This is a genomic window from Mesorhizobium onobrychidis, assembly GCF_024707545.1.
In the GTDB taxonomy this organism is placed as follows: Bacteria; Pseudomonadota; Alphaproteobacteria; order Rhizobiales; family Rhizobiaceae; genus Mesorhizobium; species Mesorhizobium onobrychidis.
The window spans coordinates 2,673,754-2,698,484 of sequence record NZ_CP062229.1 but is presented as its reverse complement, the minus strand read 5'-3'; the positions used below and the strand labels follow the sequence as shown (position 1 = coordinate 2,698,484).

The 24,731-nt window shown below is 61.9% G+C and carries 22 protein-coding genes and 2 pseudogenes; 15 read left to right on the top strand and 9 right to left on the bottom strand.

Annotation, left to right across the window (positions count from 1 at the left end):
• Nucleotides 1–22: 22 nt before the first annotated feature.
• From IHQ72_RS13500 to IHQ72_RS13490, 3 genes are all read right to left on the bottom strand, one after another.
• Nucleotides 23–778, bottom strand: a complete 756-nt coding sequence (locus tag IHQ72_RS13500) for a 3-hydroxybutyrate dehydrogenase (protein ID WP_309508971.1) — start codon at nucleotides 776–778, stop codon at nucleotides 23–25.
• Between the two features lie 55 nt (nucleotides 779–833).
• A complete protein-coding gene (locus IHQ72_RS13495; RefSeq protein WP_258122876.1) occupies nucleotides 834–1,619 on the bottom strand; it encodes an acetoacetate decarboxylase in 786 nt (261 codons plus the stop codon).
• 102 nt (nucleotides 1,620–1,721) lie between these two features.
• The gene (locus IHQ72_RS13490; protein WP_258122875.1) at nucleotides 1,722–2,894 is read right to left on the bottom strand and encodes a patatin-like phospholipase family protein; all 1,173 of its coding nucleotides are present in this window, start codon (nucleotides 2,892–2,894) and stop codon (nucleotides 1,722–1,724) included.
• Nucleotides 2,895–3,046: 152 nt separating this feature from the next.
• Between IHQ72_RS13490 and IHQ72_RS13485 the strand changes: the two genes are divergently transcribed.
• On the top strand, nucleotides 3,047–3,640 hold the full coding sequence (locus IHQ72_RS13485) for a TetR/AcrR family transcriptional regulator (RefSeq protein ID WP_258122874.1): 594 nt from the start codon (nucleotides 3,047–3,049) through the stop codon (nucleotides 3,638–3,640).
• A 109-nt stretch (nucleotides 3,641–3,749) separates the two neighbouring features.
• Here the strand turns inward: IHQ72_RS13485 and IHQ72_RS13480 are convergent, their stop codons facing one another.
• Both IHQ72_RS13480 and IHQ72_RS13475 read right to left on the bottom strand, forming a co-directional pair.
• Complete coding sequence (locus tag IHQ72_RS13480; RefSeq protein ID WP_258122873.1) at nucleotides 3,750–4,664, bottom strand: alcohol dehydrogenase catalytic domain-containing protein; 915 nt, start codon at nucleotides 4,662–4,664, stop codon at nucleotides 3,750–3,752.
• A gap of 535 nt (nucleotides 4,665–5,199) precedes the next feature.
• Nucleotides 5,200–5,367, bottom strand: a pseudogene (locus IHQ72_RS13475) (Tn3 family transposase); the annotation flags it as partial.
• Nucleotides 5,368–5,442: 75 nt separating this feature from the next.
• Here IHQ72_RS13475 and IHQ72_RS13470 point away from each other — a divergent pair.
• From IHQ72_RS13470 to IHQ72_RS13455, 4 genes and pseudogenes are all read left to right on the top strand, one after another.
• Nucleotides 5,443–6,458: pseudogene (locus IHQ72_RS13470) on the top strand (DUF1403 family protein).
• Nucleotides 6,459–6,461: 3 nt separating this feature from the next.
• Nucleotides 6,462–7,181 (top strand): SMC-Scp complex subunit ScpB, encoded by a 720-nt coding sequence (gene scpB / locus IHQ72_RS13465; protein WP_258122872.1) that lies wholly within the window; start codon nucleotides 6,462–6,464, stop codon nucleotides 7,179–7,181.
• Nucleotides 7,182–7,547: 366 nt separating this feature from the next.
• The gene (locus IHQ72_RS13460) at nucleotides 7,548–8,759 is read left to right on the top strand and encodes an efflux RND transporter periplasmic adaptor subunit (RefSeq protein ID WP_258122871.1); all 1,212 of its coding nucleotides are present in this window, start codon (nucleotides 7,548–7,550) and stop codon (nucleotides 8,757–8,759) included.
• On the top strand, nucleotides 8,756–11,938 hold the full coding sequence (locus IHQ72_RS13455; protein WP_258122870.1) for an efflux RND transporter permease subunit: 3,183 nt from the start codon (nucleotides 8,756–8,758) through the stop codon (nucleotides 11,936–11,938). Before IHQ72_RS13460 ends, IHQ72_RS13455 begins: the two co-directional genes overlap by 4 nt.
• Nucleotides 11,939–11,963: 25 nt before the next feature.
• Here the strand turns inward: IHQ72_RS13455 and IHQ72_RS13450 are convergent, their stop codons facing one another.
• Nucleotides 11,964–12,275 carry a hypothetical protein gene (locus tag IHQ72_RS13450; RefSeq protein ID WP_258124097.1) on the bottom strand — a complete coding sequence of 104 codons (312 nt, stop codon included), beginning with the start codon at nucleotides 12,273–12,275 and terminating at the stop codon, nucleotides 11,964–11,966.
• A 61-nt stretch (nucleotides 12,276–12,336) separates the two neighbouring features.
• Here IHQ72_RS13450 and IHQ72_RS13445 point away from each other — a divergent pair, with 61 nt between their 5' ends.
• On the top strand, nucleotides 12,337–12,969 hold the full coding sequence (locus IHQ72_RS13445) for a DUF1403 family protein (protein ID WP_309508854.1): 633 nt from the start codon (nucleotides 12,337–12,339) through the stop codon (nucleotides 12,967–12,969).
• A 54-nt stretch (nucleotides 12,970–13,023) separates the two neighbouring features.
• Nucleotides 13,024–13,218 (top strand): hypothetical protein, encoded by a 195-nt coding sequence (locus IHQ72_RS37085; RefSeq protein ID WP_374120350.1) that lies wholly within the window; start codon nucleotides 13,024–13,026, stop codon nucleotides 13,216–13,218.
• A gap of 93 nt (nucleotides 13,219–13,311) precedes the next feature.
• Here IHQ72_RS37085 and IHQ72_RS13440 read toward each other — a convergent pair whose 3' ends face one another.
• The 3 genes from IHQ72_RS13440 to IHQ72_RS13430 form a co-directional block, all read right to left on the bottom strand.
• Nucleotides 13,312–14,013 (bottom strand): TetR/AcrR family transcriptional regulator, encoded by a 702-nt coding sequence (locus IHQ72_RS13440; RefSeq protein WP_258122869.1) that lies wholly within the window; start codon nucleotides 14,011–14,013, stop codon nucleotides 13,312–13,314.
• Nucleotides 14,014–14,132: 119 nt separating this feature from the next.
• Nucleotides 14,133–15,131 (bottom strand): alpha/beta hydrolase, encoded by a 999-nt coding sequence (locus IHQ72_RS13435; protein ID WP_309508853.1) that lies wholly within the window; start codon nucleotides 15,129–15,131, stop codon nucleotides 14,133–14,135.
• Nucleotides 15,132–15,637: 506 nt separating this feature from the next.
• Nucleotides 15,638–15,862, bottom strand: a complete 225-nt coding sequence (locus IHQ72_RS13430; protein WP_258122867.1) for a hypothetical protein — start codon at nucleotides 15,860–15,862, stop codon at nucleotides 15,638–15,640.
• Between the two features lie 521 nt (nucleotides 15,863–16,383).
• On the opposite strand from IHQ72_RS13430, the gene IHQ72_RS13425 reads away from it, so the two are divergent.
• The 8 genes from IHQ72_RS13425 to IHQ72_RS13390 all read left to right on the top strand — a co-directional run bounded on the left by IHQ72_RS13425 (nucleotide 16,384) and on the right by IHQ72_RS13390 (nucleotide 24,717).
• Complete coding sequence (locus IHQ72_RS13425) at nucleotides 16,384–17,133, top strand: GntR family transcriptional regulator (protein WP_258122866.1); 750 nt, start codon at nucleotides 16,384–16,386, stop codon at nucleotides 17,131–17,133.
• Nucleotides 17,130–18,041: a dihydrodipicolinate synthase family protein gene (locus tag IHQ72_RS13420; RefSeq protein ID WP_258122865.1), complete on the top strand. Its 912-nt coding sequence runs from the start codon at nucleotides 17,130–17,132 to the stop codon at nucleotides 18,039–18,041. Before IHQ72_RS13425 ends, IHQ72_RS13420 begins: the two co-directional genes overlap by 4 nt.
• Entirely contained in the window at nucleotides 18,034–19,551 is a 1,518-nt protein-coding gene (locus tag IHQ72_RS13415) for an aldehyde dehydrogenase (protein ID WP_258122864.1), read from the top strand. Before IHQ72_RS13420 ends, IHQ72_RS13415 begins: the two co-directional genes overlap by 8 nt.
• Nucleotides 19,548–20,879 (top strand): NAD(P)/FAD-dependent oxidoreductase, encoded by a 1,332-nt coding sequence (locus IHQ72_RS13410; protein ID WP_258122863.1) that lies wholly within the window; start codon nucleotides 19,548–19,550, stop codon nucleotides 20,877–20,879. Before IHQ72_RS13415 ends, IHQ72_RS13410 begins: the two co-directional genes overlap by 4 nt.
• Nucleotides 20,880–20,961: 82 nt before the next feature.
• Nucleotides 20,962–21,813 carry a glycine betaine ABC transporter substrate-binding protein gene (locus tag IHQ72_RS13405; RefSeq protein WP_258122862.1) on the top strand — a complete coding sequence of 284 codons (852 nt, stop codon included), beginning with the start codon at nucleotides 20,962–20,964 and terminating at the stop codon, nucleotides 21,811–21,813.
• Nucleotides 21,814–21,904: 91 nt separating this feature from the next.
• Entirely contained in the window at nucleotides 21,905–22,996 is a 1,092-nt protein-coding gene (locus IHQ72_RS13400) for a quaternary amine ABC transporter ATP-binding protein (RefSeq protein WP_258122861.1), read from the top strand.
• A 15-nt stretch (nucleotides 22,997–23,011) separates the two neighbouring features.
• On the top strand, nucleotides 23,012–23,860 hold the full coding sequence (locus tag IHQ72_RS13395) for an ABC transporter permease (RefSeq protein WP_258122860.1): 849 nt from the start codon (nucleotides 23,012–23,014) through the stop codon (nucleotides 23,858–23,860).
• Nucleotides 23,857–24,717, top strand: coding sequence for an ABC transporter permease (locus tag IHQ72_RS13390; protein WP_258122859.1), 861 nt, complete (start codon nucleotides 23,857–23,859; stop codon nucleotides 24,715–24,717). Before IHQ72_RS13395 ends, IHQ72_RS13390 begins: the two co-directional genes overlap by 4 nt.
• The last annotated feature ends 14 nt before the right edge of the window (nucleotides 24,718–24,731 follow it).

Below are 24,731 nucleotides of genomic sequence, written 5' to 3'. Positions count from 1 at the left end.
AAGACGCGCGTCTCCGAACCCGCTACTGCATGAACCATCCATGGCTGACCACCATCGACTGGCCAGTCAGCGCGTTCGATGGGAAGGCTGCCAGGAACAGCGCTGCTTCCGCAACGTCCTGGACGGTCGTGAACTCGCCGTCGACCGTCTCTTTCAGCATCATGGTCTTGATCACGTCCGCCTCGGAGATCCCAAGCTCGCGTGCCTGCTCCGGGATCTGTTTGTCGACCAGCGGCGTGCGCACGAAGCCGGGGCAGATCACGTTGGCGCGCACGCCGTGCGCGGCACCTTCCTTGGCCACGACCTTCGCAAGGCCAACGAGGCCATGTTTGGCGGTGACGTAGGGCGCCTTGAGCGGTGACGCCTCCTTGGAGTGCACGGATCCCATGTAGATGATGCTGCCGCCCTTCTGCCTGTACATCTGCCGCAAGGCGGCACGGGTGGTCAGGAAGGCTCCGTCCAAATGGATGGAAAGCAACTTCTTCCATTTCTCGAACTCGAACTCGACAAGCGGCGCCACGATCTGGACGCCGGCGTTGCTGACCAGGATGTCGAGGCGCCCGAAGGTTTCGATCGCCTGCGCCATTCCGCTTTCCACCTGCTCCTCGTTGCTGACATCCATGCCAACCCCGACCGCACGTTTGCCCATCGGATCGATCTCGGACGCGGCCTTTTGCGCCGCGCTGTGATCAAGATCCGCAATGACCACTCTTGCCCCCTCGCGAGCGAATATGAGCGCAATCTCTTTGCCGATGCCGCTCGCGGCTCCGGTGATCATCGCCACCTTGTCGAGAACCCGGCCACCCCCGCTAGCGTGCTTGTAAGATGAAATTTCATTCTGCGAATGCATGGGTTCTTCCTTTCCGATAGTGAGGCTCGACTTCCGCGAGGTAGTCGTGGACGACCTTCCCGAGCGCGAGCGTGAGATCGGCGACGATGTGAACCGCCGAAACGACTTCCAGCACCGGCAGCTCGGCGACTGGGGCCAGGGCGTGGGACCAAAGGTTCAGGGCTGCCGGACCAGTCCACGCACCTCTGAGCTCGACTTCCTCCAAGTGATATTCCACGAGCTCGCAGATGCGCGGCGTGCCGTCGACATGCGGAATGATTTTGAGGAGGAAGTTCGGTTCGGCGAGCGAGGCCTTTACGCTCGCGAGGTCCGCGGCTCGGTGCTTGTAGCCCATGGTACCAGTCGCGACGCGGACCGGGCCGTAGTCGAGCGTGCCCACCAGAGTGTCGGTTTCGGTCCGAAGAGTCGGACTTGCGAGCTTCTTGGGAAAGCCCCACAGCTCGCGCCCGCCGGCAATCGGCGGATGGTCGTTGAGAAACATGCAATGGGTGTAGCTGCCCTTGCGTCCGCGGAACGTGACCGGGATGACTTGCCCGCTTTCCGTGTAGTCGCCGAAGCCGGTCGAGTCCGGCATGCGAATGAACTCGAATTTCACGAGAGCTTCGCGCACCTGAAGCGGCTCCGGCACGAGGTCGCGCAGTTTCTGCGGATCGGTGCGATAGGTGATGATCAGATACTCCCGATTTCGGAAGCGATACGGACCGGCCGGATAGGCCGGGCTGGTCAGGGGCATGGCGAAAGCGCTCGCCCGGACGGTGTCTTGCTGCATGTCTGAAATTCCTTTGGGCTGGATCAAGCGGTTCGCTTTGCGTTCAGAAGGACCAGGGTGGCCCCGCGACGGGGACGTCAGTCTTTTTGCGGTGACTGACCTCTATTCCTGCCCGTCGGCAGCAAGGTCATAGGTGCTAACCCCGTCCTGATTGTCCGGCCGACGGAGCGCCTTTGGATGGCGCAAAGTGCGCAAAGCGTCGAAGTAACCAGCCCGCCAATGCTCTTCCATGGACAGCCGCGAGAATTCGTAGTCCTTCGAGTGGGTTTCATACTGCTTCGAGCCGTAGATCAGATGGACCAGCTTGTAGACCTTGTGGTCCGCAATTGAGCTCAGCGTTCTCGCCTCCTCGCTACCCAAAAGGTCCGCGGGCAGTTTTGCCAGAAGGTTCGCGAGCGTGTGTCGGGCGCGCTGGTACTGCTTGAACTGATCGGTATGGGCGCGCGTTCGGCTCGAATACTGGATTTCCTTTTGCCGTGCCGCGACGTCGGCCAGATTTCGGGGAAGCTCGCCGCGCTCGCTCCAGAGGTCGACCTGGAAGGCAATCGTGTCCTGCCGCGTCCCGTGCTCGACGACCCACTGCAACGGCGTGTTGGAAACGAGGCCGCCGTCCCAGTAGAACTCGCCCTCGATCTCGACCGCAGGGAAACCGGGCGGAAGCGAGCCGCTGGCCATCACATGCTCGGGCCGGATCGTATGCGTCTCATTGTCGAAGTAGACGAGATTTCCTGTCCGCACGTTCACGGCGCCGACACTGAAACGCATCCCGCCCGCGTTGATCCGGTCGAAGTCCACAAGCCGCTCCAGAGTGCTCTTGAGGCGGTTGGTGTCGTAGAAGCTCGTGCTTTCAATTGAGCCATTCGGGTACAACCAGGGAACGGGCTGTCGCAGGCTGAAGAAGCCTGGGGCCCCGGCGACGAGCGCGCAGGCTGCACTGAATTGATTGAAGAGCGCACGCGGCAGATTGCCCTTCGGAGCGAGAGCGTCTGCGGCGGCAGTCCAGTCGAGAAGTGGATTGGCAGTGATCTCCCGCCAGAAGGTCCGCAGTTTCTCAACCCGTTCGGCCGGCTCGTTTCCAGCGATGATCGCAGAGTTGATGGCGCCAATGGAGACTCCGGCAACCCAATCTGGATGAATGTCAGCTTCCGCAAGGGCTTCGTAGACGCCGGCCTGGTAGGCTCCGAGCGCACCGCCTCCTTGCAACACCAGCGCAATGCATTCGAAGGGCAGACGCCGTTCCGCCGTTCGGAAATCCTTCTGGGGCTGAAAGTTCATCGAATGCTTTCCTTCTCACCGAGCGTGACCTCGCGGCCCTTCGCCGTCCGCATGGGGACCGGTTTCAATTTCAATTTGCACTAGTATGTCAAAACGACTATATCGTCAATATGAGAGTTGCATAATGGTGCAATGCAAAAAAGGCATGACGAATGGCAAAAGTCGATTTGGCGCGCAGGGCGGAGATCGGGCGTGAGAAGCGGGCGCGAACGCGTGCGCAGATCGTGGAGGCAGGGGCGACGCTCCTTGGAGGGCGTACGCACGAGGCGATCACGGTGGATGCTGTCGTTGAGGCTGCGGGCGTTGCCAAGGGGACCTTCTACTACCACTTCAAGAGCATCGGAGATCTGGCGGCAGCGGTTGGGGCCGGGCTCAGTCAGAGCTTTGATGAGCTGCTGTCGCCTGCCAGGCTCGAGCGGCGGGACCCGATTGAGCGCCTCTCTTTCGCGTTCATGAAATTCCTGGAGAGAGCGAGCGCGGATACGGACTGGGCCCGCCTTGTCATTCAGAGTTCGCAATCACCCATTGAGTTCGGCATGGGAGTCCGCGCGAATCTCAAGGCGGACATCGAGGAAGCGATTGCCCAGGGCCGGGTGAGCGTGCGCGACGTAGAGTTGGCAGCCGACATCGCAATTGGAATATGGCTGGAGGTGACGCGCGGAATTGTTGCGCGAGGTCCCCGGCCCGAAACGACCAGCCAGGCGCTCGACGCGACGCTTCGAGCTCTCGGCCTCAGTCAGCGCTGACAAGCGTTGGAAAAGCATGTCGGCCTGACGCATGTTTTGATGGACAACGCACCTTATGAAAGCCTGAGGTGCGCCCCTTCGCGCTCGTCGCAACGTCTCGACTGTGGTGTCAGGGCAGCAGCAGCACGCGCCCCGGCTGTCTTTTCCTGACGTGGTCGAAGGCCACGCCTGCTGCGGCGAGCGGCTTGCACAGCCCGATCGGCAGGCTGACATGGTTGTGTTCGACGACCTGGCGCAAATCATCCAGTGCTGCCTTGTCCGGCTTGAAGAGGACCCATGCGTAATTGCTGGCGCCCTTCGGCAGCGCGCGTCGGTGATGCTTCTTTTGCGAGATTGTCTTTAGCATACCGCGCAGCCAGCCAAGCCGGTCGAAATTCCCTAACATTGGGTGCACGGTGGTTGCGTGACCGAGCGCACCGACGCGCAGACAGCCAAGCAACGCGAGATCGTCTTCCCAGGTGGCGAAGTTGAGAGTTGCGTCGAAAGAGCGCGACAGGGAGACGAACTGCTTGTCTGTTCGCTCGACCACTTCGGTGGCACCCGCCTCGAGACACGCCTTGCTGTTTGACTCCCCGGCAATCGCCGTAACTCTCGCGCCCCATACGGAGAGCATCTGCGTTGCCAACGTCCCCAGTCCGCCGGCGGCACCGTGGACCAGCACGTTCGTTCCGGCGGCGTTCTCCCGGTTAAGACCCGCTTCGCGTACAGCGAGCCACATTGTCGTGAAGCTGTAGGGGATTGCCGCGAGCGGGTGAAGGTCAAGGCCTTCAGGAACCGCCAGCACGTGGATAGCCTTGACCAGCACATGGCTGGCGTGAGTCCCCGCGGTTGAAGCAGGCTTTGCTCCATAGACTCGATCGCCGATCTTGAAAGTCGCCACACGGGAGCCCACCGCAGTAACCGTACCCGCAAGATCGTTGCCGAGCACTAGCGGAAACCTGCCGGCTCCGATCAGCGATAGCAGCCTCCTGCCGTAGCCCTCGGAGCGGCGCACATCGATCGGGTTGACCGAAGCGGCGGTCACGGCGACTTCGATTTCATCTGCCGCCGGCCTTCGCCTTGTAAATTGACGAACTGTAAACCCGTCCGAGCCGCCATGCCCGAGGCACAGAGCTGCAGCGCCTGATGTCATGCCCTGGACCTCCCTGCCTTGCCGAGGTCGGCGCCGACACACTCCAACACCTCCGATTTGAATGCATACCGTCCGAGGGTGATCTTCAACGCAGTTGCGAACCCGTGGCACCGGATACGGAGCACGTGCGACCATGGAGCTTGAGATACGCTTGTCACTAGCCTTTCCTCCTGTCTGGCAAAGGCCCACCGATACTGATATTTGTACAGTATGGTCAAAACGACTAAATAGTCAATATGAATTATGCAGCGGCGTGAATTCAATGGCTGCTCGGCCGCAAGCAGCGCTTCGCGAGATATCCGAATGGCGACCAAGCTCACCCGCTTCGAGTACAAGGGGCGAGCGCAATGAGGCGTTTGTGCTGGGGACACGCATCACGCCGCTTGTGGGTGATAGGGGTCGGTTCCGGTGGGGGCGAAATGACACCCTAAGCGTTCTGCTCCTTCGGCCACAGATACTCGCCAGTCAGTAAAATGTGCGCCCAGCCCAGCGGCGATATGTGCGCCAGAAGCTCGGGCGGCACATCGTGTTCTTCGTTCCGTCGTTCTGCGACGGCGTGGCCGAGGTGGACGGTATTCCAATAGATGATGAGGGCATAGCGTTGTTTGGCGTACTTTCAACGCGACGCCCTCAATTGCTAAAAGCGCCGCCATGATTCATCGTAATTTCGATGATTCTGCGCCCCAAACCCTCTCCGCGCCACTACACCACGCTGGGCGGTGCCCCTTCGACCGCGTCGATTGCAACGGTGCCGGCTGCGCCGGGTCACCCCGGATGCGCAAAGCCTTGCGGGAAAAGATGTTGAAGAGGTCGCGCTCGCCGCAGGCGCCACCATCGGCGCGCTCGATGCGGTGGTCCGCCGGCAGGAGCGGTGGGCCGGGGCCTGGCGGCAGCGGCTGGCGCTTGCTGCGGCCGGGGTGACGGCACGGCAGGCGGGGCGCGTCGAGGATGAAAGCGCGCTGCGCGACGCCGTGCTGCTCACGCGACCGGGCGGCAATGTCGGGCCCGCCGGCCGGATGCTGTTGGCTTGGCGTCGGCTGGCAGCCCGGCCGGCCGAAGATCCTCTGACGGAGAAAAACTTCGCTGCGGTGCTGGAAGATCTCGGTCACGCCCACGACGACGAGGTGGTCAGCGACCTGGCAGACGAGCTTCGACAGCTTTCCGCCAGCATCGGAATGGTCGGCATGGTGACCGGCGCGTTCCTGGCCGCCGAACGACATGGCTTCGGCCGCACCTTCGGATGCTGGCTCGCCGACCTGCTGCTGGCGCAGCGGTTGGGCTGGGCACATGCGATGCCGTTGCTGGGCGCGGAGGTGGCCTTGGGCTCATCAAGTCCCGGCCGCTCCCGCCGCTCGACAATTGCCATTGCGGCGGCGAGCACCGAGGATGAAGCTGACCTTGCGAACAGTCTGCTAGCGGCGCAGGCACGTGCGGCGCTGCGCGCGATCGATTTGTCCGCCGAACTCGGGCGCCGCGCGGACCGGCTGCTTGCCGTCGCGCCAAAACTCAGGGCCAAGGCGGCGGACACCGTGGTGGAGCAACTCTTGTCATGATGCGATCGTGGCATGGCAAAAGATCGCCGGTATGAGCGATCGCGGCCTGCGCCGCCTGTTCGACCGCCTGGTCGAACTCGGCGCCGTGCGCGAGCTGTCCGGCCGCACCACATTCCGCATCTACGGGCTTTAGGAAATGGCTGAAGCAGCGCGCAAGAGGCGAGGCCGGTCAGATGACCATCGATCAGGCGACCGCCTGTTTGATCGTGAGCTGGATCATCTGCCGCCGGACGCGCGCTGGCGCGAATGGATGCACCGCGTCGAGGCGACAATTTTTGCTGCCAGCGAGCCTGTCACTCGCGAAACGCTCGCCCGCGTCGTCGGCAAAAGTTGCAGCATTGATCTCCTCATCGACGACATCCGCGAGGAGTTGCGCGGCCGTCCCTATGATCTGGTTGCGGCCGCCGGCGGCTGGAAACACCTGACCCGCCCAGCCTATGCCGACGCGATCCGCAGTGCATTTGGCACGGCCGTCGGCGACAGCGGGCTTGCTGTAGACCTGACGCAGTCGGACGTGCTGGTGCTGATGTGCATCGCTTACTTTCAGCCGATTACGCGCGCCGAACTGTCGTCCTTCTTCGGGAAGGAGATTTCTCGCGATCTGATCGGCCATCTGCGCGGGGCGAAGCTGATCGCTTCGGGCCCGCGCAGCCCGACGCCAGGCGCGCCATACACCTACGTTACGACAAAAGAATTCCTGCTGGAGTTCGGCCTCGACACGCTGCGGGATTTGCCGGATTTCGAGGCGCTTGAAGATGCCGGGCTGCTGTCGAAGGAGAAGCTGCTGGCTGGTGACATCATACCGGGATTTGAAGATATCGACGATAGTGGTGCGAGCATCGCGCTCGACGAATAGATGATCCCCATTTAGGACCGGAGAACCCAGGCGACCTCGCCGCTCGTCAGAATGAGAAGCAGGTCGGACCTCTATGCGAGAGCGGCCCTGTTCCTCCCGACAGAACCGCCGCACGTCGGGATGCGCAATGGCTTGTCAGATCCGCTTTAGCTCGAGCGCATGGCGATGCCTACGCAGCGGATAAACGCGAGATGTGCGTTCGCGCTCCCCGGTTAGCCGCTTCCTTGTCAAGGTTGATGATGTTCGATGTTTGTTCTATAGCAAGCTGTCGGTTGTGGCGGTCAGTTCAAAAGATTGATTTGTGCGGCACACCCGCTACCTAGATGTTACGGACTTCGCATGAAGGGCCGATTACGAGGGGTAACCATGGTTCACACTGCACGCCTCCGCCACGATTCTCTGGCCGCCCCCTCCAGCAGAAACGTCCCTGCAAAATGGCTCGCCGCCGCGGCCTTCGCGGCGATCGGCTTGCTCGCGGCCCCGGCTGCACAGGCGCAGGAAGCGCGTCCCGCGCCCGTCGTCACGGTAGCCAAGCCGCTGGTGCGCGATATCGTCGAGGACGATGAGTTCGTCGGCCGTTTCGAAGCCGTCGACCAGGTTTCGCTGCGCTCCCGCGTCGGCGGCTATCTCGACCAGGTCCATTTCCAGGACGGTACGCTGGTCAAGCAGGGCGACCTCCTGTTCACCATCGACCAGCGGCCGTTCAAGGCGGCGCTGAACCAGGCGCAGGCGCAGGTCGACTCGGCCAAGACCCTGGTCGAATTCAGCAAGATGCAGTTCGAGCGCGCCGAGACCCTGTCGCGCGAAGGCAACATACCGGTTTCGACACTGGACGACCGCCGCCGCGAATATCTCGCCGCCCAAGCGCAACTGGACGGCGCGGAGGCGGCACTTGAAAACGCAAGTCTCGATCTCGAATTCACCGAGATCAAGGCGCCGTTTTCCGGCCGGGTCGACCGCCGGCTCATCTCGCCGGGCAATCTGGTGCAGGCCGACCAGACCGTGCTGACCACCATCGTCTCGATCGACCCGATCGACTTCTATTTCGACATCGATGAGCGGACCTACTTCGCTTATGCGCGCGACGCCCGCGAGCGCGGCGGCGTCATGCAGGAGGGCGCCGGCGGCGTCGATGTTGTCGTCCGTGTCGCCGACCGTGATGAAGCGACGTTCAAGGGCAAGCTCGACTTCGCCGAGAACCGTCTGGACGAAGCTACCGGCACGATGCGGGCCAGGGCGCGCTTCGACAACAAGGACGGCGTGCTGCAGCCGGGCATGTTCGGCCGCATCAACGTGCCCGGCTCGCTGCCGCATCCGGGCGTGCTTCTGCCTGACGAGGCGATCGGCGCCGACCAGAACCGCCGCATCGTCTTCGTTGTCGACGAGGCAGGCCTGATCTCGGCCAAGCCGGTCCGCACCGGCCCGCGCATCGACGGCTATCGCGTTATCCGCGAGGGCCTCACCGGCGAAGAGACCGTGGTAATCAACGGGCTGGTGCGAGTGCGGCCGGGCGTCACCGTCAAGTCCGAGATGACCACGTTGCCGCCCAAGGTTGAAGCCGAAGGGCAGACGCAATGAACTTCGCCCATTTCTTCGTCAACCGCCCGATCTTCGCGGCGGTGCTGTCGATCGTGCTCGTGCTCGTCGGCGGCATCGCCTATACGCAGCTTCCGGTCGCGCAATATCCCGAAATCGCGCCACCGACCATCGTGGTGCGCGCCTCCTATCCGGGCGCCGACGCCGAGACGGTCGCCGCGACCGTGGCGACGCCGATCGAACAGGAAATCAACGGCGTCGAGCACATGCTCTACATGTCGTCCTATTCCTCCGGCGAAGGCTCGATGTCGCTCACCATCACCTTCCGCCCCGGCACCGATCTCGACGCGGCGCAGGTGCTGGTCCAGAACCGCGTCTCGATCGCCGAAGCGCGCCTGCCGGAAGAGGTGCGCCGGCTCGGCATCACCACGGCGAAAAGTTCGCCCGACCTGATGATGGTCATCCATATGCTGTCGCCCGACGACACATATGATCAGCTCTACGTCTCGAATTATGCGCGTTCGCGCGTGCGCGACGTCCTGCTGAGACTGGACGGCGTCGGCGACGTGCAGATCTTCGGCGAGCGCGAATATTCGCTGCGCGTCTGGCTCGACCCGGAAAAGCTGTCCGCCTACGGCATGACCGCAGGCGACGTAGTCCAGGCGCTGCGCGACCAGAACGTCCAGGTGTCGGGCGGCTCGATCGGCGCGCCGCCGATTGGCGACGGCTCGGCCTTCCAGTATACGGTCACCACGCAAGGGCGCTTCGAAGACGCGCGCGACTTCCGCTACGTCATAGTCAAGTCGACCGAGGACGGCCGCTTGATCTCCCTGCAGGACGTGGCGCGCATAGAGCTCGGCGCCAGGGACTACGTCACCAATTCCTATCTCAACAACAAGGCGGCGGTGGCGCTCGGCATCTTCCAGCGGCCGGGCACCAATGCCTTGGCCTCGGCGGAAGAAATCCAGGAGACCATCGCGGAGCTTTCGGAGGATTTCCCGGAGGGGCTGGCCTACGAGATCATCTACAATCCGACCGAGTTCATCGCCGAATCTATCAACGAGGTCTATGTCACCATCGCCGAGGCGATCCTGCTGGTGGTGATCGTCATCATCGTGTTCCTGCAGTCGTGGCGCATGGTGATCGTGCCGATCGTGGCGATACCGGTCTCGCTGATCGGCACGCTTGCCGTGCTGCTCGCCTTCGGCTTCTCGCTCAACATGCTCACTCTGTTCGGGCTGGTGCTGGCGGTCGGCATCGTTGTCGACGACGCCATCGTGGTTGTGGAAAATATCGAGCGGAACATCCGGCTGGGGCTCGCTCCGCGCGCCGCTGCGCACAAGACCATGGATGAAGTGGGAAACGCGGTCCTCGCGATCTCGCTGGTGCTGATCTCCGTCTTCGTTCCGGCGGCTTTCATTCCCGGGATTTCCGGCCAGTTCTACCTGCAGTTCGCCATCACCATCGCGGTCTCCACCGCGATCTCCGCATTCAACTCGCTGACGCTTTCGCCGGCTCTCGCTGGCGTGCTTTTCAAGCCGCACATCGAGGAACATTCGAACTTCTTCCTGGCAAGGTTCGGCCGCGCTCTGGCGAACGGGTTCAACAACGGGTTCGACAGGATGGCGGACGGCTATGCGTGGCTGGTGCACAGACTGGTCGGCACGACTCTGGCGCTTGCGGCCATGCTGCTCGTCTTCGCAGGCCTGCTCTACGCGACCTATCACATGCTGCAGACGGTGCCGCGCGGCTTCATCCCGAACATGGACCAGGGTTATGCGATCGTCGTCGTGCAATTGCCGGAGGGCTCTTCGCTCGCCCGAACGGACGCAGTCATCCAGAAGGCGTCGGATATCATCCGCGAGACGCCGGGTGTCGCCAACGCCGTCGCCTTCGCAGGATTCAACGGCGCGACATTCACCAACGCCAGCAATTCCGGCGTGATCTTCGCGCCATTCAAGAGCTTCGAGGAACGGCTCGAGAGCGGCGATACTTCCGACAAGATCATCGGCACGCTGTTTGGCAGCCTGCAAAGCATCCAGGAGGCCTTCATCATCGCGCTGCCGCCGCCGCCAGTGCGGGGCATCGGCAACTCCGGCGGCTTCAAGATGATGCTCCAGGAGCGCAACAGCGCCGACATGCGGCCGATTCTGGCGCTGGCCAACGAAATCGCCGGCAAGGCCAACCAGACGCCCGGGTTGATGGGCGTCTTCACCACCTTCTCGGCCTCCAGCCCGCAATTCTTCCTGGCGATCGACCGCGACAAGGCGCGCATGCTGAACGTGCCGATCCCCAACATCTTCGAGACGCTGTCGATCAATCTAGGCACCGCCTATGTCAACGATTTCAACGCCTTCGGTCGCGTCTACCAGGTGCGGGCGCAAGCCGACCAGGCTTTCCGCATCGATCGCGACGACATATTGAAGCTGAAGGTGCGCTCGGCGGCCGGCGACCTGGTGCCGCTCGGCACACTGGTCGAGATCCGCGACGTCACCGGTCCCTCGCTCGTGCAACGCTACAACATGTATGTCTCCGTGCCGCTTCAGGGCAATGCAGCGCCGGGTGTCGCCACGGGCACGGCGCTCGACCTGATGGAGGGGATCGCAGCCGAATCGCTGCCGCAGGGCACTTCCTTCGAATGGACTGAACTCGCCTTCCAGGAGCGGCAGACCGGCAACACGGCGGTCTTCATCTTCGGCCTGTCGGTTCTGTTCGTCTTTCTGGCGCTCGCCGCGCTATACGAAAGCTGGATTACGCCCTTCGCCATCGTGCTTATCGTCCCGCTCAGCGTGCTGGCCGCCCTCTTGGGCGTCGCCTTCCGCGGTCTCGACAACAACATCCTCGTGCAGATCGGGCTGATCGTGCTCGTAGGCCTGGCGGCGAAGAACGCGATCCTGATCGTCGAGTTCGCGCGCCAAGGTGAGGAGCGCGGCCTTGACGCCGTCGAGGCGGCTGTCGAGGCCTGCCGGCTGCGGCTGCGGCCGATCCTGATGACGGCATTCGCCTTCATCCTGGGCGTGGTGCCGCTAGTGATCGCCAGCGGGCCTGGCGCGGAAATGCGCCAATCGCTCGGCACGGCCGTGTTCTCCGGCATGCTGGGCGTGACGTTGTTCGGCCTCTTCCTGACGCCGGTCTTCTACGTTGCTCTGCGCAGGACATTCCGGCGCAGGCGGCCTGAAGCCGGCCCGACCCTGGCTTCCGAGAGCGGCGCAGCCGAGTAGACGCCGAGCCGATGAGGCGCCGGGTTCAGGCTGAAGCCGGACCGGCGGGTTCCTGGATCTCGCTGAGGGATGGATCGGCGATCCATCCCTCGAGCGGATCGAGATGTTCCGGCGCGCCGTATCGCTCGCTTCGCATCGTCCACGCCCAGGCCGTCTGGATCGCGCAGAAAAGCGCATCGAGCCGATCGCCGCTGGGGTCGTCGGCCAGATCGCGCGGAGCCTCGACTCGTATCGAATGGCTGCTGCGCTCCAGTTCCCCGTCTAAAATCAATGCCAGCATCCGATGGCGCGTCTCCCGCAGGTGAGTGCAAAAATGCTCACCAACAAGGCGGCCCAAATCTCTCTCGCGCCACCCCAGAACGCTGCCCGGCGCTGGTCTAGCCGCGCCCATTGCGGCGGTGCCGAGCTGGCTGCGTCGTGCCGTTCCCGATGCGCAAGGCCTTGCGGGGAAAGAGGTCGATGACATTGCAATCACAGCCGGCACCGCCATCTGTGCCCTTGATGCGGTGGTCCGCCGGCAAGAGCGATGGGCCGGAGCTTGGCGGCAGCGGCTGGCGCTTGCGGCCGGCGCGGTGACGGTGAGGCAAGCGGGCCGCGTCGAGGACGAAGCAGCCTTGCGCGATACGGTGCTGCTGACGCGGTCGGGTGACGATGTCGGCCCCGCTGGCCGAATGTTTCTAGGCTGGCGCCGGCTGGCGCTGCGTCCTACCGAGGAACTGCTGACCAAGGCGAGCATCGCCAAAGTTCTGGAAGATTTCGGCCATGCCCGCGGCGATGAGATGGTGGGCGATCTGGCCGACGAGCTTCGGCAACTTGCGGCCACCGAAGGCGCGGTCGGGATGCTGACCGACGCTTTTGTGGCCGTCCAGCGCTGCGACCTGCCACGCTCCGTTGGATGCTGGCTCGCGGATGCACTGCTGGCGCAACGGCTGGGCTGGAACCATGCAACACCGCTTCTGGGCGGCGAGGCGGCTTTGGCTATGAGTGCCGGTAAGTCCCGCAGGACGGTGACCGTCATCGCGGCAACATAGCTCCAGTTCGCGATCAAGGGGACAGTACGACGGCGCGATAACACTTTCGCTCTCGTGTTCAGGCCTGCCGCGACAATCTCGAAATTGTCTACCTTCGCCAACATCGTTCCGGGAGATATCCTCTTGACCGTCACGCCGGGCGGCTGCGCGCTGCGTGTGCCACCCGCCGCACTTGCAGCGCTTACTTTGCTTCAGCTGCTGCCCGAGCGCCCGTTTTGGAACAGAAGGGCGCCGGCCACACTCTGGTGACCGGATCAACGCAAGGATCTGGCGCCCGCCACAAAGCACCCGATCTCGGCGAACAGATAACGGAAATCGCCGCGTGAGGGCGGCAGTCCAAGATCAGGCCGCGCTGCTCGCCGCACCTGGTCGCTGAGACTTCGGCGGCCTCGGCCCATCAGGCACTGCGCCGTCGGCAGATCCAGGCAAGCGCGCAAGGACCGACTTCGCCTGCCGAGCGTTGAGGCCGATCGCGCGCAGGATCGCGCTGACGGCCGCGTCGCGATCGAGCGATGACAGCCTGCGCTCGCCGAGCGCGCGCATGAGCTGGAGCATGATCCCAACGACGATCTCCAGGTTCAGCTCCGCGGATGCCCCGCTGCCCGGCAAGTTCTTCGAGAACTGTTGCAGGTCTTCGAAAAGCCGGCTGCGGAGGAGCTCGCCACCCTTCGGGGCTGCAGCCGCCATTCTGGCGACAAGGCTGGCCCATCGAGGATCACCAAGGGCCTTGTCGATAAATGAGCTGCACCCGAACGCAATCCGAAGGGCAGGATCGTCGAGTGAGAGCCGGCCGGACTGCAGCATTTCGTCGAAAGACTGGACCAGGTCCTCCGCGACCGCCGCGGTCAGAGCGTCCAAACCATCGAAATGAACGTAGAACGTACCCTTGGCGACGCCGGCCTCCCTGACCACGTCGTCGACTGTGACCGATTCCACGGCCTGCTTGGCGAACAACGAGTTGGCCGCGGCAACGAGTTCTGCTCGGGTTCGCGCGCGCTTTTCGCGCCCAATTTCGGCTCGACGAATCGGATTGACCTTCGCCATCGCTGATCAGATCTCCAACAACAGATTGTACACTAGGTCATATTGACCAAAACGTCCAGACTATGTTGGCTGGCTTTAATCGCGACTATCGTGACTCTGACACAGTCTACACAGATATCTTAGTACGAGATCTGACCATCAACGATCTGCCCGGTCGAGGTGGTAGACTCACGCTTCAACAATTTGCGTGCCTCGCTGCTATCAACTGGGACGGTAACGGTTTTGCGCGTCGCCGACCGGCCGAGACTACCGGCCGCCGCGGCTAAGCGATCCGCGAACCCAGCCTCGCCTCCGGACACAGATTGCCCGCCCAGGCGCTGTGCCAGCAAACGGATAATCTCGGGGCTGCCGGCAAAGGCATTGTGGCCCAGCGAATCTCCCGACGCTATTGCGCTGGTGTCGATAACCGCAACTCCGAGTTCACCAAGAACCGCCTTATACGGCGTGAGATCGGTACCGCCGACACGCGAAATTCCACCAGATAGCCAGCGGGAGACCTCTAGAGCCTTGTCCCGCGTCGACGTGAAAATTGTGAAACGCGGCCTATTTGGCCCCATCTCGACAAATTGACGGCGAAACACGTCGATGTCGATATCCGGAGACGCCAAGACGACATTCCTGACCTTGGCCGGGATCGACTTTTTGCGCATGGCGACACCGCGTAACGCCTCCGCGGCAAGCCACGTCCCCATCGAATGAGCGAGAATGGTGACGTCGTCGACGTCGGGACTCATGGAGGCCTGGAGGATCAAGTCCTCCAACGCCCGGCGCGAGTAGTTGGCGCTCTCCTTGTCATAGAGATAGTCGAAGACCCTGGCCCGCGATGGCCAAGCGAAGAGAATAGGCGCTGCGTCGGTTCCTGCATCGTGAACGATCTGTGAGAAACGAAAGACGGCGTCGGAATAAGAGTTGTTATAGCCGTGCACAAAAATGAGCACCTGTCGCTTAGCGTTTCGGTTCTTGCGGAACCAATCGAAGACCTGTCTTTCCGTTGCGATTTTGTCGACTCCGGCCACGGCAAACTCCCGATCGGGATCAGGGGGAAGCCGCGAAGGCCACTGGATTTCACCGATCTTTCGGTTTCGATCAGGAGGTATGGTGACAGTGACGCTGTCCAACGAGATCGCCGTCCCGCGCTCTCCTGAATAAAGTCGGTCAGGATCCGTTGACGGTTTGCGTGTTGTGGCGACCAGTAGGTTAACCCGCGTGGCCTCGCTCGTGGTGACCGCGGGAGGTTGGAGCACGTTCTGCGCTCGGCTCGCGCAGCCGTTTGCGAACAAGCAAATGGTCAGTAAAATCGCAAGCACCAAGCGAGAGCTTCTTCGGTCCCCCGGCTGACATCGACAGGCTGGCATTGTTGGATCCGTCCTATTCTGTAAACGCTCCAACGCGGTGCTCATCACCGTGAAACGACCCGCCCCCGATACACTGGAAGGTGCCGTCGTCGGCGCGCCAGCGCACACTACCGTCAAAACGACTATTTAGTCAATATGAACCTGTGTTCTAGGGCTGCAAACCGTGCAAATTTCTCGCAGTACGAGCACTACGGAGGTCCCCAGAAAGCTCGGAGAGCGCCAACAGGGGCATTGAGGCAGCGCATCGTGAGCTTCGGAGCGCGCAGCCCCTAGTCAAATGTTGCCTTGCGTGCGGTCGATGCCCTTTGACGATACGTTGCTGCCGCGACATTCTCGATCAGGCGCTCGAAACCATCCCATTCGCACGTCGTCACCGCCTTTTGCCGCACGCATCGACCAAAGAGCTTTCCAGCGTTGAAAATAGCTGCGCTATGTGTGGCGGCACGCAACCCGACCGACGAACAGCAGCAAAAATAGACGATAGAAACAGGCATAAGATCGCTTCCCCTGCCCTTGGATCGTGTTCAGGCGACAACATTCAAATCTGAATACGGCGGGTATAGCGGAGCTCAAGTGGCCCACTTTAGATAGACGTTGGTCATAAGTTATTGATATTGAACAACTTTGGTGGGCCTGGAGGATGTAGCCGAACTATTGATTTTACTGGCTTTTTCGTGGGCCTAAATCATTCCCTATTGTCTCGTATCGTTCCGCCCCCACCGTACGCTTTGAAATTGGCCACACCAAATGCCTGTTTCGCATCATCCACGAAGAGCTGCGCGCGATCTCCGGCGCCGAGCAATCCCGGCTGCAGCGCTTTGAACAACCAACGCTGAGGCCATCGATACAGCCCTTTGCGTGAGCCCTTCAGGAGTTGGCCAACCCCAGCCGTCGGTGATTCCTGGCCGACCTCAATAAATTGTACTCCTTGCGTATAAGTAATGTGTACTTAGATTATACAATTTATTGACTCGCTCGCCCGACCGTGTAAATCTCCTGCCATCGGACGCGGTTAATGGACCCGTCGCCACGGGAATTCAGGGAGGAGATCTCGGTGAAGAGCGGGAAGAATGGTCTGTACGACGATCTGAAGCGTCAGATTTTGACGATGGAACTCGATCCCGACCAGGATCTGGACGAGGTGAGCCTGAGCGAGCGCTACGGCCTCTCTAGAACGCCTGTTCGGGAGATTTTTCGTCGGCTCGAGGGTGAAGGCTATATCGATATCCGGGCCAATCGTGGCGCGCGCGTCATCCCCATGAACCATCAGACGCTCAGGCACTTCTTCCTGGTCGCTCCGATGATCTATGCCGCGATCGGCCGCCTTGCAGTCCAAAACTTCAAGTCGAAGCAACTTTCAGACCTCAAGGACACACAGGAGCGGTTCCGTACCGCAAGCGTCACTGGCGACCCGCTCTCCATGGTCCTCGAGAACAATCGCTTCCACGAGATCATCGGCGAGATGTCGGGCAACGCCTACCTGCAACCGAGCCTTGGCCGGCTCCTGATCGACCACGCCCGGATCGGTCACACCTTCTTCCGGCCCCGTAACGATGACATGCGCCGGCGTCTGCTGCTCGCCGTCGAGCATCATGATGGCTTCATCGCCGCCATCGGCTCGCACGACGAGGATACGGTCGTCGACCTTGTTTTCGAACACTGGGAACTGTCGCGCGAGAACATGGAGATGTTCATCGCTCCGCAAGGAATGAAGGCGGACGCGCTCGTCGAAATGCCCACTGCATTGACGGAGAAATCGTCTTGAAGTTCGAAGGTATCTACACCCCGGCTATCACGCCTCTCGACAGGGACGGACAGATAGACCGTGACGCCTTCGCGGCGGTCCTTGAGTCGCTCATCGAAGCCAGGGTGCATGGCATCATCGTTGGCGGATCGACGGGCGAGTACTATGCCCAGAGCGCCCAGGAGCGCTTCGATCTCGCTGCCTATGCCAAGGAGGTCATTGGCACCCGGCTTCCGCTCATCATCGGAACGGGCGCCACAAGGACTGAAGACTCGGTCGAATATGCCAAGGCGGCGAAGGAGATCGGCGCCGACGCGATCCTCGTATCGTCGCCTCCCTACGCCTTGCCGACGGAGCGTGAGAATGCAGTTCATGCGTTGACGGTCGACCGCGCGGCCAACCTTCCGATCATGCTCTACAACTATCCTGCCCGCATGGGAGTCATCATGCGGGAGGACTATTTCGCCCGCGTCGGCAAGTCCAGAAACGTCGTAGCGATCAAGGAAAGCTCCGGCGAGATGGGCAACCTCCACCTGCTCGCCCGGAAGTTTCCCCACATCTCGCTTTCCTGCGGATGGGACGACCAAGCGCTCGAATTCTTTGCGTGGGGTGCCAGGAGCTGGGTCTGCGCCGGCTCGAATTTCCTGCCGCGCGAGCATGTCGCGCTCTACGAAGCCTGCGTGCTCGAAAAGAACTTCGACAAGGGCCGCGCCATCATGGCCGCGATGTTGCCGCTCATGGATTTCCTCGAGTGCGGGAAATTCGTCCAGTCGATCAAGCACGGATGTGAGCTGATCGGTCTGAAGGTCGGCTCCGTCCGCGCGCCGCTCCGCCCTCTCAATTCGGAAGAAAAGCGAGGTCTCCAGACTGTCGTCACCACCCTGAAGCGAACGGTCGCCAAGGTCACGTCGGGAGCAAACCATGCATGAACCTTTGACCGCCGCCGAATACAAGGCGATCGCCGCCGACATTCAATTCCCGACCAATGCCTTCATCGACGGGGCGTTCCGTCCGGCGAATTCCGGCAAGACGTTCATGACGACCAATCCTGCGACTGGCAAGACGCTTGCCGAGATCGCGGCCTGCGAGGCCAGCGATGTCGATTTCGCCGTGGCCAAGGCCAAGCAAGCTTTCGACGACGGCCGCTGGCATCTCCAGTCGCCCGGCGAGCGAAAGGCCGTGCTGCTCACATTCGCGAAGCTTCTGGAACGCAACCGCCATGAACTTGCGGTCATGGAGAGCCTCGACAGCGGCAAGCCGGTCCGCGAATGCCAGACCGTCGATATTCCGGACACGATCCATACCATCCGGTGGCATGCCGAGCTGATCGACAAGCTCTATGACAACGTCGCTCCCGTGGGCTCGAACGCGCTGACCATGGTCGTGCGTGAACCGGTTGGCGTCGTCGGTTGCGTCCTGCCGTGGAATTTCCCGCTGCTGATGCTGGCTTGGAAAATCGGCCCGGCGCTTGCCGCCGGGTGCTCGGTGATCGTGAAACCTGCCCAGGAGACGACGCTGACGACACTTCGTGTCGCCGAGCTGGCGCATGAAGCGGGTATCCCGGCAGGCGTCTTCAATGTCGTCACGGGCGGCGGCAAGGAAGTCGGCGAACCGATCGGCATGCATATGGACGTCGATATGGTGGCGTTTACCGGATCGACGCCGACGGGCCGCCGTTTCCTGCGCTACGCTGCGGACTCCAACTTGAAGCGCGTCGTCCTCGAATGCGGCGGCAAGAACCCGGCAGTGGTTCTGGAGGATGCCGAAGACCTCGACCTCGTCGCCGAGCAGGTGGTCAACGGCGCGTTCTGGAACATGGGCGAGAACTGCTCGGCGACGTCACGGCTCATCGTCCACGCCAAGATCAAGGAGGAGTTGCTCCGGCGGATCGGCGCCTACATGCGCGAGTGGAAGACCGGCGATCCGCTCGACCCGGAAAATCGCATCGGCGCGCTCGTCAGCAAAAGCCATTTCGAGAAGGTGAAGTCCTTCCTCGCCGACGTGAAGACCGAAAAGCTCTCCGTCGCTCATGGCGGCGGCACGCACAAGGGCATCTATATCGAGCCGACCGTCGTCGACGGTGTCAAGCCATCGAGCCGCCTGTTTCAGGAGGAGATTTTCGGACCGATCCTTTCGGTCACGACGTTCAATTCGATTGCCGAAGCCGTGGCTCTCGCCAACGACACGAATTACGGCCTGACCGCATCCGTCTACACCGGAAGCCTGCGCAAGGCGGTCAAGCTTTCGCGCGAAATCCGGGCGGGTGTCGTGACAGTCAACTGCTTCGGCGAAGGCGACGCGACGACGCCGTTCGGCGGTTACAAGGAATCGGGTTTCGGAGGACGCGACAAGTCGGTCTTCGCGCATGACAACTACTGTGAATTTAAGACCGTCTGGATCGACGTCTCTGATCGTTCGGTCGACGAGACCATCCGGTGAGCGACCTCGTCGTCAAGCGTCTTCCGGCGGAATCCGGAACCTCGGGCTGGGAGGCGCTCAGCAGACGCAGCTTCCCCGTCCGGACGCTCGACGGCGACGTGTCGGCCGATTGGCTGGTCATCGGTGCGGGCTTCGCGGGCCTGTCTGCTGCGCGGCGGCTGTCTCAACTCCGGCCCGGCGACAGGATCGTCGTGCTGGAGGCAGGAGAGATGGCCAAAGGCACTTCGGGCCGGAACTCCGGCTACATGATCGACGTCCCGCACAATCTGTCGTCGGGCGAATACTCGGTTGCCAGCGAGACGGTGACAAGGACGGAGATCGCGCAGAACCGTTTTGCGATCTCTTTCGCCGCCGACGCGGCCGCCGAATACGGCATGTCCGTGCGCACCTTCGACCCCTCGGGCAAGATCAATGCTGCGGCGACAGAGCGCGGACTAAAGCTCAACGCGAACTATGGCCGTTCGCTCCAAGGCATCGGCGAAAAGCACCGCTTCCTGGACGCGGACGAGATGCGCGAGATCATCGGATCGACCTACTATCTGGGAGGTCTCTACACGCCGGGCGCTGTGATGATCCAGCCCGCCGACTATATCCGCGGGTTCGCCGAGGGGCTGGCATCGAAAGCCGACATATTCGAGCACTCGCCAGTGCTCAAACTTGAGCGCCTCGGCGGGATGTGGAAGGCCGTATCGCGTCGCGGGACCGTTACCGCGCCGAAAGTCATCTTGGGCATCAACGGACACATCGAGGATTTCGGTTACTTCCGCGGCCGTCTGATGCACATCTTCACCTATGCATCGATGACTGTCCCCTTCACCTCGAGGTCCACGGGCAAGGACAGGTGGGCATTGCTTCCCGCCGACCCAATGGGTGCGACAGTCAGGAAGATCAGCGCCAACGGCCTGTCGCGTATCGTGATCAGGACGCGGTTCACCTACGACTGGGCCGTCCAGGTCAGCGAGAAACGCTTGGCCGGGATCGCCGCTGAGCAGCGGACTTCCTTGGACGCCAGGTTTCCGGACCTTAAGGATGTGCCCTTCGAGCATGTCTGGGCCGGACGGCTTTGCCTCAGCAGGAACCATGTGCCCGCCTTCGGCGAAGTCGACAAGGGCCTCTATTCGGCGTGCTGCGAGAACGGTCTCGGAACCGTGAAAAGCACGCTCGCCGGCGTCATGGCCGCCGATCTGGCGACCGGTACCCACTCGCACATGCTCGACGAATTCTCGGATCAGCCGGTGCCCGCGAGGGTCCCTCCGGAGCCGCTCGCATGGCTCGGCGTCAACACCGTGATCCGATTGCAGGAATTGCGTGCAGGCCGCGAGGGATGAGTCCTCGCCGCGCAATATGAAGACCGAGCCGACCGCGACGTCTTCAAATGAGAATGGGAACGAACAATAAGGAGTGAGTAAAATGAAGACGTTGTGGAAAGCGCTCTGCGCTGCCGCGATGGTCGGTATGACCATGCTGTCCGCTCACGCGGAGGAAAACACCATTACCGTGGGCACGATGTCCTGGGAGGACCTCACCCCCATCACCGGCATCACCAAAAAAGTGCTCGAAGACTCCGGCTACACCGTGAAAGTGGTGCCTTTCTCCGAATGGGGCATCGCCTACGCCGCGCTTAGCAAGGGCGACATCCAGATCCTCGCCTCGCAGACGGATTACGTCGCCCAGGACTACTGGGACAAAAACAAGAACCGCCTCGAGAAAATCTCTCCGGTTTCGCATGGCCTTTTCCAGGGCGTGGCAGTGCCGAAGTACGTGACGATCGAGTCCATGGACCAGCTGAATGACAACGCCGACAAGTTCGGCGGCAAGATCGTCGGCATCGAGCCCGGATCGGGTCTGATGCGCGACACGAGCAACGCAGTCAAGGAATACGATCTCAAACTACAGCTCATCGAGGGCAGCACTGCGGCTATGACGGCCGCACTCAAATCCGCCGTCGATCGTCAGGAATGGATCGCAGTCACCATCTGGGAGCCGTCCTGGATGATGCAGAAGTATGACGTCAAGTTCCTCAAGGACCCTAAGGGCGTTTTCCCGCCGCCGCAGAGCTACTACTGGATTGGCCAGAAGGGCTTCTCTGCGGAGAACCCGCACGCCCGCGAAGTGATCGCCAGTGTCTATGTCCCTCTTGCCGACATCACCGCGATCAACGCCGCCGTCAATGAGGGCAAGACCATGGACCAGGCCATCAACGACTGGACCGACAGCCATGCCGACCTCCTGAAGCGCTGGGAAAACATCAAGACCCAGTAGTTGTCGAAACGGCGGGCTGTCGTAGTCGGTGGCCCGCCGCGGAACTTCGAAAACATGAAGGCCAGCAACAGGCCGGCCCACGGGGAACGCAATGAACACTGCGATGAACGACTCCAGCGACGTGTTGGTCGACTGCCAGTCCGTATGGAAGATTTTCGGTGGTCGCGCTCAGGCCGCCGTCAAGGCCATATCCGAACGAGGGCTATCCAAGAAGCAGGTGCTGCAGGACTTCGACTGCGTGGTGGGTGTCTCCGATGCCAGCCTCCAGGTCCGCCGCGGCGAGATCTTCTGCGTCATGGGGCTATCGGGAAGCGGCAAGTCGACGCTGATCCGCCTCCTCAACCGTCTGATCGAACCGAGCCTCGGCAAGATCACGGTGAAAGGAAAGGAGATCGCCAAGCTGAATGCGGCGGAGCTCCGCGAGATGCGCGCCCGGAACATCGGCATGGTGTTTCAGAGCGTGGCGCTTCTCCCTCACCGGACAGTTCTCGAGAATGCCGCCTTCGGTCTTGAGGTAAGGGGCGTTTCGAAAGACGAGCGCAACAGGACCGCCCGTGCAACGCTCGAAAAAGTTGGGCTTGGCGACTGGACGTCGCGGTATCCCGCCGAACTGTCCGGCGGCATGCAGCAGCGCGTTGGCCTCGCCCGGGCGCTGGCGGCAGACCCCGAGATCATCCTCATGGACGAGCCATTCAGCGCCCTCGACCCGCTGATCCGCCGCCAGTTGCAAGACGAATTCCGGACCCTTACGAAGTCGCTAGGCAAGTCGGCCGTCTTCATTACCCACGACCTTGAGGAAGCCATCCGGATCGGTGACCGCATCGCCATCATGAAGGACGGCGTCATCGTCCAGGTCGGAACGGCGGAGGAGATCGTAACCAAACCCGCCGACGACTACGTCTCCGATTTCGTGGCGGGCATATCCAGGATTCACCTGGTCAAGGCGCACTCCGTGATGCGACCCGTAGCCGAGTTCAAGAACTCGCAGCCGCATTGCGACGTGAACGCGCTTCTTCGGACTTCGCTGGAGGCCGACATTGGCGAACTCATCGACCTGACCATGCGGTCGGATCGCGACGCGGTCGCTGTCGTCGAGAATGGGACCGTCGTCGGTGTCGTCACCATCCGTGGCTTGCTCCGGGGTGTTGCCGGGGCGCCCGCAGGAGAGCTTGCTGCAGCATAATTCGGGAGGAGCGAAATGGACACTTCATTCATTACGGACACTTTCGATGCCTGGACGGACGCCGCGCTCGGTTGGATCAGCGACAACGGCGAATGGTTGTTTGATTTTTTCAGGACCGTGCTTGAAGGGACCTATGGCAGCGTCCTGTGGTTGTTGCAGCTCGCGCCGTTTTATGTGATCGCGATCATCGCAGCGCTGCTCGCATGGCGAGTGATCAGTGCTTTGTCCGGCGTCCTCGCGGGCCTTGCCCTTATCTTCTGCGCAATCATGGGGCTCTGGACCGAAACCATGAGCACATTGGCCCTGGTGACCACAGCCACGATCCTCGCGCTAGTCGTCGGTATTCCCCTCGGAATCGTGGCTGGCTTCGTCAAGTTGTTCGACCGAATTCTGAAGCCAGTGCTCGACCTGATCCAGACCCTGCCACCCTACATCTACCTTCTTCCTGCGATCGCGCTCCTGGGCTATGGGCCCGCGACCGCGCTCGTCGCCACCGTCATCGTCGCGATGCCGCCCGCCATCCGACTCACGTCCCTCGGCATCCGGATGACCCCGCGCGAATTCATTGAACTCGGCCAGGCAAGCGGCCTGACACCGTGGCAGATGTTCATCAAGATCAGGCTTCCTTTCGCCATCCCAAGCGTGATGGCCGGGATCAACCAGAGCCTGATGATGGCGTTCGGCATGGTCGTGATCGCCGGCATCGTCGGCTCGGGAGGTCTCGGAGAGACAATCTACACAGCCGTGCGCACGCTCGACATCGCCACTTCAATCAACGCCGCGATCGCGATCGTCATCCTGACCATGGTGCTTGACAGGCTCACGCAGAGCGCGGCGCGACGCACCGAGGGAGGCGCAAGATGAACCCTGATCTGTTCCAGTTTTCGCCGGGGGCTTACCTCGCCCCTGCAGTGGATTGGCTGAATACGAACTTCCATCCGTTCTTCGACGCGGTGACCAAGCTGATCGAGGCGGTGCTGGGCGGCATCGAAACCGCCCTGCTCTACCCGCCTCCCTATGCGACGATCGTCGTGGCTGTCCTTCTCACCGCATTCTTCATCAGCATCCGGGTCTCGGTGGTGACAGCCATCGCGCTCGCGTTCTGCTTGCTGGCGGGCTTTTGGACCGCTTCGATGCAGACGCTGGCGCTGGTGACGGTGGCAGTGATCATTTCGGTGTCGATCGCGTTCCCGCTTGGCATCCTGACATCACGCCACAGGAAGTTCGAAGCCTCGATTCGACCCGTGCTGGACATCATGCAGACTGTGCCGCCGTGGGTCTATCTCATCCCCGCCGTCATGATCTTCAGCCTCGGTCGCGTTCCGGCGATCATCGCCACGATCGTCTACGGCATACCGCCGATGCTGCGCCTGACAACTCTGGCCTTCAACCAGGTGCCAAAGGACCTCCTGGAGCTCGGCCAGGCCACCGGCGCCTCGCCGCGGTCGATTCTGTTCAAGATCGAAATCCCTTCGGCCACCCCCACCCTCCTGGTCGGTCTTAACCAGTGCATCCTCCTGTCGCTGGCTATGGTCGTCCTGGCCGGCCTCGTCGGAGCTGGAGGTCTCGGAGCCGAGGTGACGCGCGGATTGACACGGATGGAAATGGGCCTGGGCCTGCGGGCCGGACTGTCGATCGTCGCCGTCGCCATCCTGCTCGACAGGGTCTCCAGGGGCGTGCTGCAGCGCCGCCAGGCACCTGGCGCAGCGAAGGCCGCCTGAACCGCTAAGGGAAG

Excerpts from the sequence above, each read along its gene's own strand:
- IHQ72_RS13500 (WP_309508971.1), bottom strand. The coding sequence starts at position 778 with ATGATCACCGGAGCCGCGAGCGGCATCGGCAAAGAGATTGCGCTCATA.
- IHQ72_RS13495 (WP_258122876.1), bottom strand. The coding sequence starts at position 1,619 with ATGCAGCAAGACACCGTCCGGGCGAGCGCTTTCGCCATGCCCCTGACC.
- IHQ72_RS13490 (WP_258122875.1), bottom strand. The coding sequence starts at position 2,894 with ATGAACTTTCAGCCCCAGAAGGATTTCCGAACGGCGGAACGGCGTCTG.
- IHQ72_RS13485 (WP_258122874.1), top strand. The coding sequence starts at position 3,047 with ATGGCAAAAGTCGATTTGGCGCGCAGGGCGGAGATCGGGCGTGAGAAG.
- scpB (WP_258122872.1), top strand. The coding sequence starts at position 6,462 with ATGGCTGAAGCAGCGCGCAAGAGGCGAGGCCGGTCAGATGACCATCGA.
- IHQ72_RS13460 (WP_258122871.1), top strand. The coding sequence starts at position 7,548 with ATGGTTCACACTGCACGCCTCCGCCACGATTCTCTGGCCGCCCCCTCC.
- IHQ72_RS13455 (WP_258122870.1), top strand. The coding sequence starts at position 8,756 with ATGAACTTCGCCCATTTCTTCGTCAACCGCCCGATCTTCGCGGCGGTG.
- IHQ72_RS13440 (WP_258122869.1), bottom strand. The coding sequence starts at position 14,013 with ATGGCGAAGGTCAATCCGATTCGTCGAGCCGAAATTGGGCGCGAAAAG.
- IHQ72_RS13430 (WP_258122867.1), bottom strand. The coding sequence starts at position 15,862 with ATGCCTGTTTCTATCGTCTATTTTTGCTGCTGTTCGTCGGTCGGGTTG.
- IHQ72_RS13425 (WP_258122866.1), top strand. The coding sequence starts at position 16,384 with ATGGACCCGTCGCCACGGGAATTCAGGGAGGAGATCTCGGTGAAGAGC.
- IHQ72_RS13415 (WP_258122864.1), top strand. The coding sequence starts at position 18,034 with ATGCATGAACCTTTGACCGCCGCCGAATACAAGGCGATCGCCGCCGAC.
- IHQ72_RS13405 (WP_258122862.1), top strand. The coding sequence starts at position 20,962 with ATGAAGACGTTGTGGAAAGCGCTCTGCGCTGCCGCGATGGTCGGTATG.
- IHQ72_RS13400 (WP_258122861.1), top strand. The coding sequence starts at position 21,905 with ATGAACACTGCGATGAACGACTCCAGCGACGTGTTGGTCGACTGCCAG.
- IHQ72_RS13395 (WP_258122860.1), top strand. The coding sequence starts at position 23,012 with ATGGACACTTCATTCATTACGGACACTTTCGATGCCTGGACGGACGCC.
- IHQ72_RS13390 (WP_258122859.1), top strand. The coding sequence starts at position 23,857 with ATGAACCCTGATCTGTTCCAGTTTTCGCCGGGGGCTTACCTCGCCCCT.